Raw genomic sequence first — 12,913 nt, 5'->3', positions numbered from 1 at the left:
CGCCGTGGCCTGTGCTAGCCATCGGGAAACCGGATCAACCGCGCCCGAGGCAAGAGCCGTACCATGCCCGCCAACGCGACAGCCCCCCGCACCGTGGCCGACAGCAAGGCGGCGGCAACGATCGACGCCGTCCTGACCCCGCAAGACACCGACACCCCGCTCATCCGGCTGGGCGATTTCGGCGATGGCGGCTATCTGGTGCCGGACGACCTGCGCGGGATCGCCGCCTGCTATTCGCCCGGTGTCTCGGAACAGGCGAGCTTCGAGATGGACATGGCCAAGCGCGGCATCCCCTCGTTCATGGCCGATGCCTCGGTCGCGCATCCGCCGCTCGACGTGCCGGGCGCGCGGTTCGTGGCGAAATTCCTTGGCGACAGGGACGAGGGGGACGTCATGACGCTTGCCTCGTGGGTGGCCGCGACCGATCCCGATCCGGGGGCCGACCTGCTGTTGCAGATGGATATCGAGGGGGCGGAATACGCCACGCTCGCCGCCGCCCCGCGCGACCTTCTGCGCCGGTTCCGTATGATCGTGATCGAGTGGCACCACCTGCCCTCGGTCCTGACCAAGCCGCGTTTCATGCGCCCCGCGCTGGCCGCCATGGAGACGCTGCGGAAGGATTTCGTGACCGTCCACCTGCATCCCAACAACGTGTCGGGCGGCGTCGAGATCGACGGCGAGACGATCCCCCGCGTGGTCGAGGCGACGCTCCTGCGCCGCGACCGGGCCACGGGGCTGCGCCCCGCCACCGCGCTGCCGCACCCGCTGGACCGGCGGCACAATCCGGGCAAGCCCGCGCTGGCGCTGCCACGGCGGTGGCGCGGCGGCACCGAAGGGAAGGCATGACAATGGATCGGGCGTCCATCAGGAAACCGGAGCTCACGTTCTCGCCCGAGGTGGCGGACCTCGTGCGCGAGACCTACGCCGCGGCCCGCGTCATCCTCGAATACGGCAGCGGCGGCTCGACGGTGCTGGCCTCGGAAATGCCGGGCAAGACGGTGTTTTCGGTGGAGAGCGACAGGCAGTGGACGCGCGACCTGCAGGCGTATCTCGATCAGGCGGGCACCGCCTCGCCGGTGCATCTGCACCACACATCCATCGGCAAGACCGGCAAATGGGGCCGCCCGGTGGATCATTCGGGCTATCGGCGCTACCACCGTTACCCGCTCGAGATCTGGGACCGGCCCGATTTCATCGCCCCCGACACCGTGCTGATCGATGGCCGCTTTCGCGAGGCGTGTTTCTACGCGGTGATGCTGCGCTCTACCCGCAAGACCGTGGTGCTGTTCGACGATTACGGCGACAGGCCGCGCTATCACGCGGTGGAACGCTTTGCCGAGCCGGTCGGGATGCGCGGGCGCATGGCGAAATTCGTGCTGGGCAAGCGCGCCCTGCCGCGCGAGGCGCTGACGCAGATCGTCGGTGCCTTTACCAACGCGTTCTGAGGCTCAGACGGCGGCGGGCAGGAGGGCCTGCATCAGGGCATCGAAATCGGGGCGGGCGCGCAGGCCGGCGATCATCTCGCGGTGGCGGGCACAGCACGCCGCGTGCAGGCGGCGCAACTCGGGGTCCGACAGCAGTTCGTCGTGGATCGCCGCCTTGGCCGGGCGGATGGCGTCGATGCTGCGGTCCTCGATGCGGGTCTGGTTCATCTTCTGCCAGTACTCCAGCCCCAGCGCCTCGCCGCCGTGATGCGCGCGGCCGCGCGCCTTCTTGACCAGGTAGGATTCGCAGGACTTGAGCGCGTAGTGATTGAGCTGCACCAGCTCATAGCCCACCGAATCCGGCCCCGAACGCCAGCTTCCTTCCATGTAGCGCCCGGGCATGGGCCGGCCCGAGCCGTTGACCCAGTGCAACGCCTCGAAGCTCTCGACCGTAGGCCGCTTGGGCCGGTGCACGCCGATATGCCCCCAGAGCCCCCGGTGGAACATGGTCTTGAGCCCCCAGGCCTGCGGCGGACGGCGGGTCATGTCGGCGGCGGCACGGGTGAACTGATCGGTGAGGAACCCGTCCTCGTAGGTCACCACCCCGGCATTGCCGAAGAGCCGCCACGTCATCGACAGGGTCCGCGCCTCGGGCACGGCCCCGGTGAGCGCGCGCAGGCTGTGATCGCCGGTGTGCACGTTGATGAACTCGTCCGCGTCGACCGGGATGACCCAGTCGTCGTGCCCGGCGAGATCCATTGCCAGGAACCGGCGGTAGGCGCGGCGCTGCGGGGCAGGGCGGGGCGAGGAGTTGTCGAAATGGCGGACCTTGCCCATCGCGTCCAGCCGGTCGAGAAGCGCGTCCGAACCGTCGGTGCAATCGTTGGAGAAGACCGCGATCACGTCCGCCCCGATGGCGAGGTTGTGCGCCACCCATTCGAGGATGAACGGCCCCTCGTTCTTCATCGGCGTGACAATGACGAACCGGCTCATGCGCCTCTCCCCTGCCGTTCTCAGGCCGTCACGCCGTGGCGCTCGGCCAGCTCTGCGAGGATCGAGCCCGGCGGCGGCACGCCGTCATGGCGCAACTCCAGCCGCCGCCGGCAACGCCGCCCGTAGAAATGGATCGACACCGTATCCTCGCGCACGCATCGCCACGTCTTCGCCGCATCGCGGAAATAGATCTGCCGGTCGCCGAATGACACCGGGTAGAGCACATGCGGCGGCAGGGCATGGCGGAACTCGTCGTGTTGTTGCAGGAAGTGCGACAGCGCCCGCGGCCCCCAAACCCCCCAGGGCATTTCCGATACGTGCATCGGATCGCCGGCGGCGGCGCGGCGCTCGATCCCGGCAAGATGCCGCTTTCCCATCCAGACGGGAACGGCGTATTCGTCGTTGCAAAAGTCAATGAGGGATTTCAGCGTCGGCGAGGACGCGGGCATCGCCAGCACCCCGTTGGCGACCACGTCGTCGCTCTCACGACCGAAGAAATAGCCGTCCTTCGGCTCGAACGGGCGCAGGCAATACGCATCCGTGTCCGACCAGATGATGCCGTCATGCCGCGTCAGCAGGTGGTAGCGGAACTTGTCGCTGTAGGGCGCGGGGCTGCCGGTGCGCTGATGCCGGATCATGGTGTCGGGGTGGGGCAGGATATCGGAGGCGGGGGCCGTCTCGACACCGGCGGGCAGCCCCTCGACCGGCCGGTAGGAGAACATCACGACCGGGTGGCCCGCATCGACGAAGGATTGCACGCACAGCCGCTCGATAAAGCCGGGCGGCGGGCCATCCCAGAACATGGCGATGGTGGCAAGTGTCATGTCAAAGCCCTCTTTCGCCGCTGCCTAGACCAGCCGCCGCACCGTGTGCCAGCGATTTTCGATCAGCCCGGCCTCGTCAAGGTCGAACGCCTCGGTGATCCTGATCCGGCGCAACTGCCGCTCCGAGCGCCTGACGGGGCGCGCGTTGGAATCGTCGTGCACGACGAACGCCCCGGGCCGCATCGCGTCGCGCAGGGCCAGCACCTCGCGCAGGTGCGTGTCCTTGGCCCCGTCGAGATGCAGGAAATCGATCCCGGCATCGGGATGGTCGAGCGCGTATTGCGGGGCGATGACCAGCGAGTTGCCGGTGATCGTCTCGACCCGCCCCGGAAAATTGGCCCCGAGCCATGCGAACGCGGCGGGCACGTAGATATCGACGCGCGCCCAGCTCGGGTCGAGCTGCGCGCAGACATCGACACCGACGCAGCGCAGGTCGGGATTGGCCATCAGCGCCAGAAGCATGCTGTGGCCGCCGTTGACCCCGATCTCGAACAGCTTCGTCGAGCGGCGCGCCAGCGTCACGAAATTGCGGCGCTTGGGCTCGAAATCCGGCACGAACGGGTGCGTGAAGAAATCCACCTGCTTGTGGCGATAGAACAGGTTGCCGTTCATCCTGACCGGCTCGTCCTGCCGCCGGAGGCTGTCGGCGATGGTCTCGTTGAGGTCGGCCAGCTTGTCGCGCCACGCCTGCGAGTGGATCAGGTCGTCGTAGGTGTCGTCTTTCAGGCTGTTGTCCATGGTCTGCTCTTGTCCTTTGCGCCTGCCTGCCGTCAGTAATCGCGCTGCGTGATCTCGCCGCGTGTCTCTATGCTGTTGCGCCGCAGCCAGTCGCGGAACTCGTCCCAGCCGGGGCGGGCGCGCAACTCGGCGATCTTCGCGCGGTGCCAGTCGCAGGCCTCGGCGTGCAGCACGCCCAGCACCGGATCGGCGCGCAGCGCGTCGAGGATCGGGCGCATCCGCGCGGCATGGGGCGCGATGCTGCGATCTTCGGCGCGGTTGACGTTCATGTCGGACCAGTAATGCTCGGTCTGCTCGCGGGCGATGTGGTTGGTGCGCCCGCGGTCGCGCTTGACCAGGAAACTGTCGATGGAGCGCACCGAGTAATGGTGCAGCCGCGCATAGCGGTGGCTGAAGCCGGGCCAGGCGCGCCAGCCCACCTGATCCATCGGGCGCAGGTTGCCACCGCAATCTGACCAGCGCACATCCGCCTCGCGCCCCTCGGGCACGCCCTTGGGGCGGTGGGGGTTGTACTTGCGAAACAGGCCGTTGTTGCGGAACAGGGTCTTGAAGCCGGTGGCGCGGCCGTTGGCGGGATCGTCCTCGATATCGGCGAGGGTGAACTGCCCGGTCACCGGGCGATCCTCGTAGCCCTCCACCCCGCCACAGCCGAACAGCTTCCACGCGAACGACACCGCGTCGCAATCGCCCATCGCGGCGATCATATCCGGCACGGTCGTGAGCCCGCCGCGCAGGTTGATGAACTCGTCCACGTCGAGGCACATCAGCCACTCCGCCCCGCGCACCCACGGATGCGCGGTGGCGCGGCGCAGCGCCTTGTGCTGCGGCGGCGAGCCGTCCGAGACATCGTTGGGCCGGTGGCTGGCATAGCCCAGCTCGGTCAGCCGGTCGGCGATGAGGTCGGTGCCGTCCTCGCAATCGTTGGTGAAGATGACGAAGCCGGTAAAGCCGATGGCGAGGTTATAGGCCACCCATTCGAGGATGAACGGCCCCTCGTTCTTCATCGTGGTCATGATGACGTGGCTGCCGCCCGGCGCGGGCGCGGGCAGGGCGGCGGCGAAGTCCTGCGCTGCGGTCATTCGGCGGCCTCGCGTCTGAGCTTTTGGAAGGCGGGGCTGACGATCCGCGCGAGCCGCTCGTGCCCGCGCTCCTGAAGGTTGGCCTGCAACGCCTTGCGATACCACGGCAGCAGGCGGCGGTCGCGGTAGAGCCGGTAGAACACCGCCGGCGTCAGCGTGCCGTCGAGCGCGTGCTGCATCACCGGCTTGAGCAGGTTCGCCCGTCGCAGGAACACCGGCGAGAAATGCCCCGAGCACCATGTCTTGAGCGGCGTGACGTTGTCGCCCTCCAGCCGTTCGACATGGCGGCGGTCGGGGGCGAAGAACGGGTCGTAAAGCACGAATGCCCGCGCCACCTCGTCGATCTCGAAGGCGGCATCGGAATAGGGCAGCGACCAGTCGCGCGCCCGCCCCATGCCAAAGCGTTCCTCCCACGGCACCAGCGTCTCGTCGAGCGTGGTCTGCGGGTTGAAGGCGATGACCGTGGCACCGGGGGCGAGCGAGGCAAAGGCCAGCGCCGCAAAGCCGCCCATCGACGTGCCGGTGAGCCAGATCTGCCCGAATTCCGCGAAGAGGCCGTCCCCGCTCAGCTTTTCCAGATACGCGATGAGCTGCGGGCAGCGGTACCAGTCCTTGCGCCGCGCCATCACAGACAGGTGCGATGCGCCGTTCTCGCGCACGAAGCGATAGGCCCAGGGCTCGCGCCCCGGGGACAGGTCATTGACGTTCGACAGGTTGTCGAAGGTCACGACAAGCCGCGCGGGATCGCGGCGGATGCACATCACGGCATGATGCTCCAGCCGCGTGTAAAAGCCCTGCCGGTCGCCGCCGGTATGGATTTCGGCGAACCATTCGGGCAGCGCCGGATCGGGCGCGGGCGCGTCCTCGTCCGTGGCCCCGGCTTCGCGGGCGGGGGCCTCCGCCGCGGGTAGAATGGCGGGCTCCGCAGCGGGTAGAATCTGCTTGAGCGTCTCGCGCTCCCCGGCCTCGATTGCGGCCTGCGCCTCGGCCACGCCGGGCAGGGCCATCAGTTCGGCGATCTGCGCGCCGAGCGCGGCGGCGCGCGCGCCCAGTGCGTGCTCCGGCCCCTCGATCGCCGCCAGATCGGCAAGACGGGCCAGCAGCGCCTCGGAGCCGGGCCGTTGCTTGGGCGGCAGGTGCTGCGCCCGCAGCAGCAGCGTTTCCGAAGCCGGTGCGGCGATGCGCAGGACCGAGGCGCGCGCCATGCCGGGGGCGTGGCCCGCCCGTGCCCAGGCCACCCGGCTCTGCGGCGCGGGCAGGGGCGTGCCGCTGCCATCGGTCCACCTGACCGGTGCGTCCCCCGCCACCGGCCCCACCGGCACCTCGGGGGTGCGCGACGAAAAGAGGCCCAACCGCACCACGCTGCGCAGCGCAGCGCCCGCCCCCGGCACCGCCACCGGCCGCGTCATGTGCAGCACGGGCCCCGGCGCGTGGTGCTCGTGCCCGCCGGTCCCGCCCTCGCAGACCGGCACCGACATCACGTCCGCGCCCCCGGCGCCGCGCATCAGCGAGGCGATGGTCCGGGCCGTGCTGTGGATGCGGAAATACTCGTCCGGTCCGAGGAAAAGACCATGGCCGCCGCTCTCCTCACCCTCTATCGCGCCGGCGCGCAGGGCGGAATTGTGCGGCTCTTCCTTCATGTCGGGATCGACGCCCACCGGCACGATCCGCACCAGCCCCGCCGTCTCCAGCGCGCTCAGCAGCGGGTGGGCGGCGGCCTGCCTGCGGTCGATCAGCACGTTGACGAGATGCGCGCCCATCATCCGGTGCCAGGCCAGCCATTCGACGAAGGCGGAGGTGGGGCGCACCAGAGAGGTGCTCAGCAATAGGCCGGACCCTGCTGGCATGAACCGTTTACTCCTTCGCCACTGCCCGGCAGCGGGAGCGCTTGCGACTGTTTCCATTGAGTGTATAGACTTTTCCACAACGGGAAAAGGTTGTTTTATGTCGAATGCTCCCGACAATGCTGCCGATCCGGGCCGCGGCCTGTTCATCGGTTTGCGCAAGGATCAGCTTGGCGCGCGCCTGCTGATGATGCTCAACAGCATCCGCCTGGCCGAGGATTACGCCACCGATTTCCGCATCAACTGGTTCCCGCGCGGGGCGATGGCGCCCAAGCTCGACACGCCCGGTGATCTCTTCGCACCCGATTTCATCGCCCGGCATTTTATCGACAACGCCGATTTCGAGGCGCTCGACGCGCAGACCAAGCCGCTGCGGTCCTTCCTCAGGGACAGCAGCCCGGATCGCCTCACCACGCATCTGGCGGGTGGCGGGCACGTCCTGCTCGACGAAGGCTTCGAGATCGTGGAATTCCCGTGGGAAGACGGCACCGACCTGCGCAGCCGGTTTCGCGGCTTCATCTCGCGCATCGGCTTCAACCCGGTGGTGGCGCGGCAGATGGCGGCGGTCGAGGCGGCGATGGCGGGGCAGGGCGGGCGCACCATCGCCTATCACATCCGCCGCGGCGATATCCTCAACGAAGAGCCGTGGAAGCACAAGGAATGGCCCGCCAAGATCGAGCCGGACGAGCTTTATTCCGCCTATCTGGAGAAGAACGCGGATGCCGGCGCGCTGGTGTTTTCCGATCAGCCCGAGAGCATCGCCCGCTTCACCGCCGCGCACCCCAAGGTCGCGCGCATCGACGACCTCGTGGACCTCTCCGTCTGCAAGCCGGTGCAGCGCGATTTCCTCGAACTTTACGCCATGTCCCGCGCCTCCGAGATCGTCGCCCCGCCGATCAGCGCCTTCAGCCGCGCCGCTGCACGCCTGAGCGGGCAAGAGCGCAAATGCTTTCACGAGGTGATGAGCGTGCCCGAGCGCGAGGCCGCCTACGAGCGCCTGCTGGAACGGTTTCAAACCGGCATCGACGCCTTCATCACCCCGAGCGAGGCGGCGCATGTCTATGTCAAGCTGGCCCGCCGGTTGCAGGAGTCGGGCCGCGACGAGGCCGCGTGGGAGATCGGCGAGGCGATCCTTGCCGCCGGGGCCGACAACGCGTTCCTGCCGCTGATGCAGGCGATCGGCGGCATCTACCTGAGCCGCTGGGAGGAGGCCCGCGCCCACGTCCGCACCGCCCTCGCCCATCCCAACCAATGGCAGGAAAATACCGTCACCGCGCTCGCCGTCGAGGCGCATATCCTCGGCGCGCTCGGGCGGCGGCACGGGGCGCGGCGCTCCTTCCTGCGGGCGTTCTGGCAAAAACCGATGCTGCCCGATGTCACCGTGATCGGCACCTTCATGATCAAGCGGCGTCGGCTGCGCCCCGGCGCGGTGCTGCCGTTCGACCGTGACACGCTCCTGATGCTGCCGATCCGCTACCAACAGACCAACATCCTCGTACAGCAGGCGCGCATCCTGCGCAGGCGGGCGGCGGACCTCTCGACCATCGCCATCGAATGGCCGGATTTCGCCATCGACGGCAAGGTGGCGCGGCTCCTGAACAGCCCCCGAGACCTGCGCGCCCTGCGCGACCGGATCGAGACCGACCCGCGCTTTGCCCCCGGCACGCTGCCGGACAGTTTCTGCGCCCTGCTCGATGCCCGGATGGGGCGGATCGAGGCGGCCCTCGCGCGCAATTCCGAGGCGCGGGAGGCCAGCCCCGACGCCCCGCTCATCGCCAAGCGGCAGGCGGAAATCCTGTCGCTTGGCGGAGATCACGCGGGCGCGCTGCGAGAGATGGACGCCTGCCGCGCGCTGGCCCCCGACCACGCCTTCTGGCATTATCTGACGGGACGGATTCACCTGGATGCGGGCGATGCGGAGGCCGCGCGCGCCGCGATGCAGCGCGCGAGCGCGATGGACGACAGCACCGCCGAATTGCACAGCCGCCTCGCCGACCTGTGCCGCGATGCGGGCGACGAGGCGGCGGCGGTGGCCGCCTTCGACCGCGCCGCCGACATCGCCCCCAACCAGCAACGCTATGGCAACCGCCGCGCGCGGCTGCTGCAAAAATCCGCATGAGCCGGGAATGTCAGGGACCGGCGGCAAACGGACCGGGGTGGCGCGTGGTCATGCCCCGGCCGGGCGCGGTCCCGTCGCCGGGCCGGCCAGGACTGATGCCCGGGGGCCGAAAAACGCTTGAACGGATCAAGGGATCGGGTGACCCTGCCGCCGGGCGAGCCGCCATTCGGGGAATGTGGGCTGCGGAGTATGAGGTGTGAAAGCGATTTCCCTTGCAAGGAATTACATCAGGCTCGAAACCAGCCTGTATCGCGAGGCTGCGGAAAAGTCGCCACGCGTGGCAAAACGGAGATTTCCGACCGGACGGCAACGCATCTGGTTGCGCCGGACGGCCCGTTTGTCGAAATGGCTCGACGAGAGCGGGGTCGAGGTTCCGGCAAAAATCATGTCTCCCTATGCGCTGGGCGTTCTGGATCGGTGTCGGGCGCGTATTCCGCTGAAATATCAATACAGAGCCCTGAACGGTTTGCGCGAGCTGGCGCGAACGCATGTGCTGTTTCCCGAATTGCTTTCCGATGGCGAGCCTGTGGAGATCATTGATCTGTCAGCCGGCGGTTGCGGTACCGCGGATGTTTTGGGCCAATATGGCCACAAGGTCGAGATTTGTGATTATTTCGACGCGAACAAGATCAATCCGATGGGCCATTCTTACGCGGAACTTCACAAGTTTCTGGGGTTGAATTGCCGGTTCTTCGATGGCCGCAGCCTGCCTTATGAATTCGCGGACGAAAGCCGTGACATCGTTCTGGTCTATCAGGCGATCGACGCCTATGGCCCGGTGGCCATGTGGTACGATATCGTCGATGAATTGCTGCGTATCGCGCGCCGGTCGGTCGGTCTGGTGCTGAATCCCGCTATCCCGAAAACGCCGGAGAACGAGGCTCAGGTGGTTGCCTTCATCGGGGACATGAAGCGGGATTATGGTGCAACCGTTTCCACCTGCCCCGAAACGTCCTTGCCCGCCTTGCGCATTGACAAGTAGCGGCGGTCCCGGATGACGGCGGATATCGGGACAGCGCGCGGGGTTTCCAAACGGGGGGCACGCCCGCGTTCGGGATCATTGTGCTGGTGGATCGGGTTTCGAATCCGCCGCCGGGATCAGACGGGGCAGTGCGATGAAAGATGACACTATCCGGGACGGGACGGGATTCTAACGCAGGGCGCAGGGAGATTCGGAATGACGCCGCACCATATCAGCGATTCAGCAGGCTCCGGCACTCCGCGGATCATTTGGCATTGCGGATTTTTCAAAACCGCGACGACCTTTGCCCAATTGCTCATGCGCCGCAACATGACGATCCTCGGGGAGCATGTTTCGCTTTTCCCGAAGCATGTGCACACATTGGAATTGCGCCGTGCGTCGCAGGCGTATCTGCGCGCGCGAAACGAAGCCAGCCGTGCGGTCTTTGATGCGAAGGTGAAGGATATCGTGAACCGGACCGTGACCGATGGAAAAGGCACGGCGATCGTATCGGATGAAACGCTGTGCGTTTTCGATCACGCGGCCGGTTTTATCGACAATCTGGAGCATCTGCTCGATGCCATCGAAACGGCGGCGCACCCGGCGCGATCCGAGTTCGTCTTTTACACGAGGGATATGGAAAAATGGCTGCAAAGCTGGCATAATCAGAGCGTGAAATCGGGGCAATGCGCGCAGGAATTCGGCCCCTGGGAAGAGGCGATAACCTTTGACAAGGATTGGGATGCGATCCATGCGCGTTTGTCCGCGGCAAGCCGGGCACCCGTGACATTCATTTCCCTTGAGGACGAAATGAAAGGCGGTGCAGCGCCGGGCATGGAATTGCTCAGGTTTGCGAATGTACCGGAGGACAGTATCGCGAAACTGGTGATCCCGCCGCGGCGAAATGAAAGCCTGTCGCCCGGTGCCCTGAAATTCATGATTTCGCTTAACAGGTCGGATTTGCGGGAGCCCGCCAAGCGGCAGGTCCGGCGTCTCGTGATGGCGACGCCGGACGCCTTTTCCTGACCGGGGCGCTTGTTTCCGCGCGTCCCCGGCAACGCCGGCCGCGCATAGTCCGTGCATCGCGGTCCTGCCACGCTTGTGGGAACCGGCCATGGCGCGCGGCGTGGCCTCTCTGTCCCGGGGCCTCTCCCGCCCTCCGCCGTCTCTCCTGTCCCACGCCCAGCGTGGGGCTGACACAATTGCGCTCAGGCGCGGCTCGACATGCGGCTCGACAACAGGTCGCCCGTCTCGGTCAGGATCGGATACGCCACCATGGTAAACGCGGTGTTGACCTGCTTGAGCGCGCGCAGCGTCTCCTGGTGGATGTTGCTGGTCTCGATGCTTTCGGTCAGCCCCTCGCGAAGCCGCCCCAGATGGGCGCGTTGCAGGCGCGCCTCGATATCGCGGATCGTGTCCTTCTCGGCCACCAGGTCGCGCGCGTCGTCGGGATGCTGCGACATCATCAGCGCCAGCGCCTGCTGCGCGTTGGCCAGCACCCTGTCGTGGAAATCGCATATCTCTTCCCATCCGGGCCGCGAGAAATGCACGCCCTCGTGTTGCAGCCGCCGCGCCAGCCCCAGCATCGAGGTGGCGATGGTGTCGCTCGCGGCCTCGAAATGTGCGGCGATGCCCGACAGGTCCATCGCGCGCTGGCTCCGCTCGGCATCAAGACCCGCGCGGTTGAGCTGCGCGAGATAGAGCTTGGTGTCGAGATGGCGCTTGCGCACGCTCTCGGCGCTGTCGCTCACCGCCTGCGCCCCGGCCTCGTCCCACTGCTCAAAGAGCTTCGGCACCGGGCGCAGCATCGCCTCCACGGTTTCGCCGATGCGGATCACCTCGCGCGTGGCGCACGAGAGCGCCCGGTCCGGCGCATCGAGCGCGGCGGGATCCAGCGCTGTCATGTGCACCAGCCCCGACGGCGCACCCTGCGGGACGAGGTGCCGCGCCAGCCGGTCGGCCAGCGTCACCAGCGGCAGGCAGACCAGCATGAGCCCGAGATTGAACGCGATATGCAGGTTGATCGCCTGCGCGACCGGTGCCGCGCCCAGCCAGTCGAGGGGCGGCTGCGTCGCCGTCAGTACCGCCAGCACCAGCGCCGCCGCCCCGCCCCGCAGCACCAGGTTGGCCATGGCCACGTGCCGCGCCTCGGGCTGTGCCGCCAGCGTCAGCACCACCGCGATCGCCGCCCCGCCCATATTGGCCCCCAGGATGAGCGCCAGCGCCGCCGCGAGCGGCATCAGCCCCTGCGCCACCAGCGTCGTGAAGAGCAGCACGGCGGCCACCGAGGAGTGCACCAGCCAGGCGAAAATTGCCCCGATCACGAAAGCGGTGAGCGTGTCGCGCGCCAGATACTGCATCGCCGCGCCCGCCGCCGCGCTGTCGAGCAGCGGCTCGGTCGCCATCCGCAGCATGTCGAGCGAGACGAAGATCAGCCCCAGCCCGACCAGGATGCGCCCGCTCTGGCGCACCCGCTTCTGCCGCCCGCGCAGGAACAGCACCACGCCTGCGAGCAACAGCACCGGCACCAGCCACGATACCCGCACCATCAGCAGCTTGGCCACCAGCGCCGAGCCAAGATCGGCACCGAGCACCATCGCCAGCCCCGCCGCCGCCGGCACCGCCCCCGCCGCGACGAAATTGGCCACGAGGATGGCCACGGCGGTCGAGCTTTGCAGCGCCATCGCGCAACCGCCCCCCGTCATGGCCGCGAGCAGACGGCTCTGCCCCGACCGGCGCAGCCAGAGGCGCAACCGCGCCGCAAAGGCGCGCTCGACCCCGGTGCGCACCAGACGCACCGACCAGATCAGCAGCGCTGCCGCCCCTGCAATCTGAAGAAAGAACATGGTGAGGCTGGGGCTGTCCAAAGCGATCTTCCATGTCGCGTTGATTTGCGCGGAGGCATAACCTGCTCCCTGCCGCCGCCGGATG

The 12,913-nt window shown here is 67.5% G+C and carries 11 protein-coding genes; 5 read left to right on the top strand and 6 right to left on the bottom strand.

The genetic code is table 11. From position 1 onward, the window contains the following. Positions 1-63: 63 nt before the first annotated feature. Complete coding sequence (locus ACFFU4_RS09025; protein WP_377069257.1) at positions 64-846, top strand: FkbM family methyltransferase; 783 nt, start codon at positions 64-66, stop codon at positions 844-846. Positions 847-848: 2 nt separating this feature from the next. Continuing rightward, a complete protein-coding gene (locus ACFFU4_RS09020; protein WP_377069255.1) occupies positions 849-1,445 on the top strand; it encodes a hypothetical protein in 597 nt (198 codons plus the stop codon). A gap of 3 nt (positions 1,446-1,448) precedes the next feature. Here the strand turns inward: ACFFU4_RS09020 and ACFFU4_RS09015 are convergent, their stop codons facing one another. From ACFFU4_RS09015 to ACFFU4_RS08995, 5 genes are read right to left on the bottom strand one after another with little or no spacing between them, the layout of a single operon-like run. Next, positions 1,449-2,417 carry a glycosyltransferase family 2 protein gene (locus tag ACFFU4_RS09015; protein WP_377069253.1) on the bottom strand — a complete coding sequence of 323 codons (969 nt, stop codon included), beginning with the start codon at positions 2,415-2,417 and terminating at the stop codon, positions 1,449-1,451. 20 nt (positions 2,418-2,437) lie between these two features. Further along, a complete protein-coding gene (locus tag ACFFU4_RS09010; protein ID WP_377069251.1) occupies positions 2,438-3,241 on the bottom strand; it encodes a hypothetical protein in 804 nt (267 codons plus the stop codon). 24 nt (positions 3,242-3,265) lie between these two features. Then, entirely contained in the window at positions 3,266-3,979 is a 714-nt protein-coding gene (locus ACFFU4_RS09005) for a class I SAM-dependent methyltransferase (protein ID WP_377069249.1), read from the bottom strand. A gap of 32 nt (positions 3,980-4,011) precedes the next feature. Further along, positions 4,012-5,058 (bottom strand): glycosyltransferase family 2 protein, encoded by a 1,047-nt coding sequence (locus ACFFU4_RS09000; RefSeq protein ID WP_377069247.1) that lies wholly within the window; start codon positions 5,056-5,058, stop codon positions 4,012-4,014. After that, positions 5,055-6,905: a hypothetical protein gene (locus tag ACFFU4_RS08995; RefSeq protein ID WP_377069245.1), complete on the bottom strand. Its 1,851-nt coding sequence runs from the start codon at positions 6,903-6,905 to the stop codon at positions 5,055-5,057. The genes ACFFU4_RS09000 and ACFFU4_RS08995 overlap by 4 nt, the downstream gene beginning before the upstream one ends. Positions 6,906-7,002: 97 nt before the next feature. On the opposite strand from ACFFU4_RS08995, the gene ACFFU4_RS08990 reads away from it, so the two are divergent. The 3 genes from ACFFU4_RS08990 (at position 7,003) to ACFFU4_RS08980 (ending at position 11,008) form a co-directional block, all read left to right on the top strand. Beyond that, positions 7,003-9,021 (top strand): hypothetical protein, encoded by a 2,019-nt coding sequence (locus ACFFU4_RS08990; RefSeq protein WP_377069243.1) that lies wholly within the window; start codon positions 7,003-7,005, stop codon positions 9,019-9,021. 196 nt (positions 9,022-9,217) lie between these two features. Next, on the top strand, positions 9,218-10,003 hold the full coding sequence (locus tag ACFFU4_RS08985) for a class I SAM-dependent methyltransferase (RefSeq protein WP_377069241.1): 786 nt from the start codon (positions 9,218-9,220) through the stop codon (positions 10,001-10,003). 195 nt (positions 10,004-10,198) lie between these two features. Beyond that, complete coding sequence (locus ACFFU4_RS08980) at positions 10,199-11,008, top strand: hypothetical protein (RefSeq protein ID WP_377069239.1); 810 nt, start codon at positions 10,199-10,201, stop codon at positions 11,006-11,008. Between the two features lie 182 nt (positions 11,009-11,190). On the opposite strand, the gene ACFFU4_RS08975 is transcribed toward ACFFU4_RS08980, so the two are convergent. Beyond that, the gene (locus ACFFU4_RS08975) at positions 11,191-12,828 is read right to left on the bottom strand and encodes a Na/Pi cotransporter family protein (protein ID WP_377069237.1); all 1,638 of its coding nucleotides are present in this window, start codon (positions 12,826-12,828) and stop codon (positions 11,191-11,193) included. Positions 12,829-12,913: the final 85 nt, after the last annotated feature.

The organism is Roseovarius ramblicola (assembly GCF_042430665.1).
Classification (GTDB): domain Bacteria; phylum Pseudomonadota; class Alphaproteobacteria; order Rhodobacterales; family Rhodobacteraceae; genus Roseovarius; species Roseovarius ramblicola.
Note: the sequence above shows the minus strand (reverse complement) of the source record. Positions and strands in the feature narration are given on the sequence as shown.

What these genes read in the sequence shown, in the direction of transcription:
- ACFFU4_RS09025 (WP_377069257.1), top strand. Translation starts at nt 64, where the DNA reads ATGCCCGCCAACGCGACAGCCCCCCGCACCGTGGCCGACAGCAAGGCG.
- ACFFU4_RS09020 (WP_377069255.1), top strand. Translation starts at nt 849, where the DNA reads ATGGATCGGGCGTCCATCAGGAAACCGGAGCTCACGTTCTCGCCCGAG.
- ACFFU4_RS09015 (WP_377069253.1), bottom strand. Translation starts at nt 2,417, where the DNA reads ATGAGCCGGTTCGTCATTGTCACGCCGATGAAGAACGAGGGGCCGTTC.
- ACFFU4_RS09010 (WP_377069251.1), bottom strand. Translation starts at nt 3,241, where the DNA reads ATGACACTTGCCACCATCGCCATGTTCTGGGATGGCCCGCCGCCCGGC.
- ACFFU4_RS09005 (WP_377069249.1), bottom strand. Translation starts at nt 3,979, where the DNA reads ATGGACAACAGCCTGAAAGACGACACCTACGACGACCTGATCCACTCG.
- ACFFU4_RS09000 (WP_377069247.1), bottom strand. Translation starts at nt 5,058, where the DNA reads ATGACCGCAGCGCAGGACTTCGCCGCCGCCCTGCCCGCGCCCGCGCCG.
- ACFFU4_RS08995 (WP_377069245.1), bottom strand. Translation starts at nt 6,905, where the DNA reads ATGCCAGCAGGGTCCGGCCTATTGCTGAGCACCTCTCTGGTGCGCCCC.
- ACFFU4_RS08990 (WP_377069243.1), top strand. Translation starts at nt 7,003, where the DNA reads ATGTCGAATGCTCCCGACAATGCTGCCGATCCGGGCCGCGGCCTGTTC.
- ACFFU4_RS08980 (WP_377069239.1), top strand. Translation starts at nt 10,199, where the DNA reads ATGACGCCGCACCATATCAGCGATTCAGCAGGCTCCGGCACTCCGCGG.
- ACFFU4_RS08975 (WP_377069237.1), bottom strand. Translation starts at nt 12,828, where the DNA reads ATGTTCTTTCTTCAGATTGCAGGGGCGGCAGCGCTGCTGATCTGGTCG.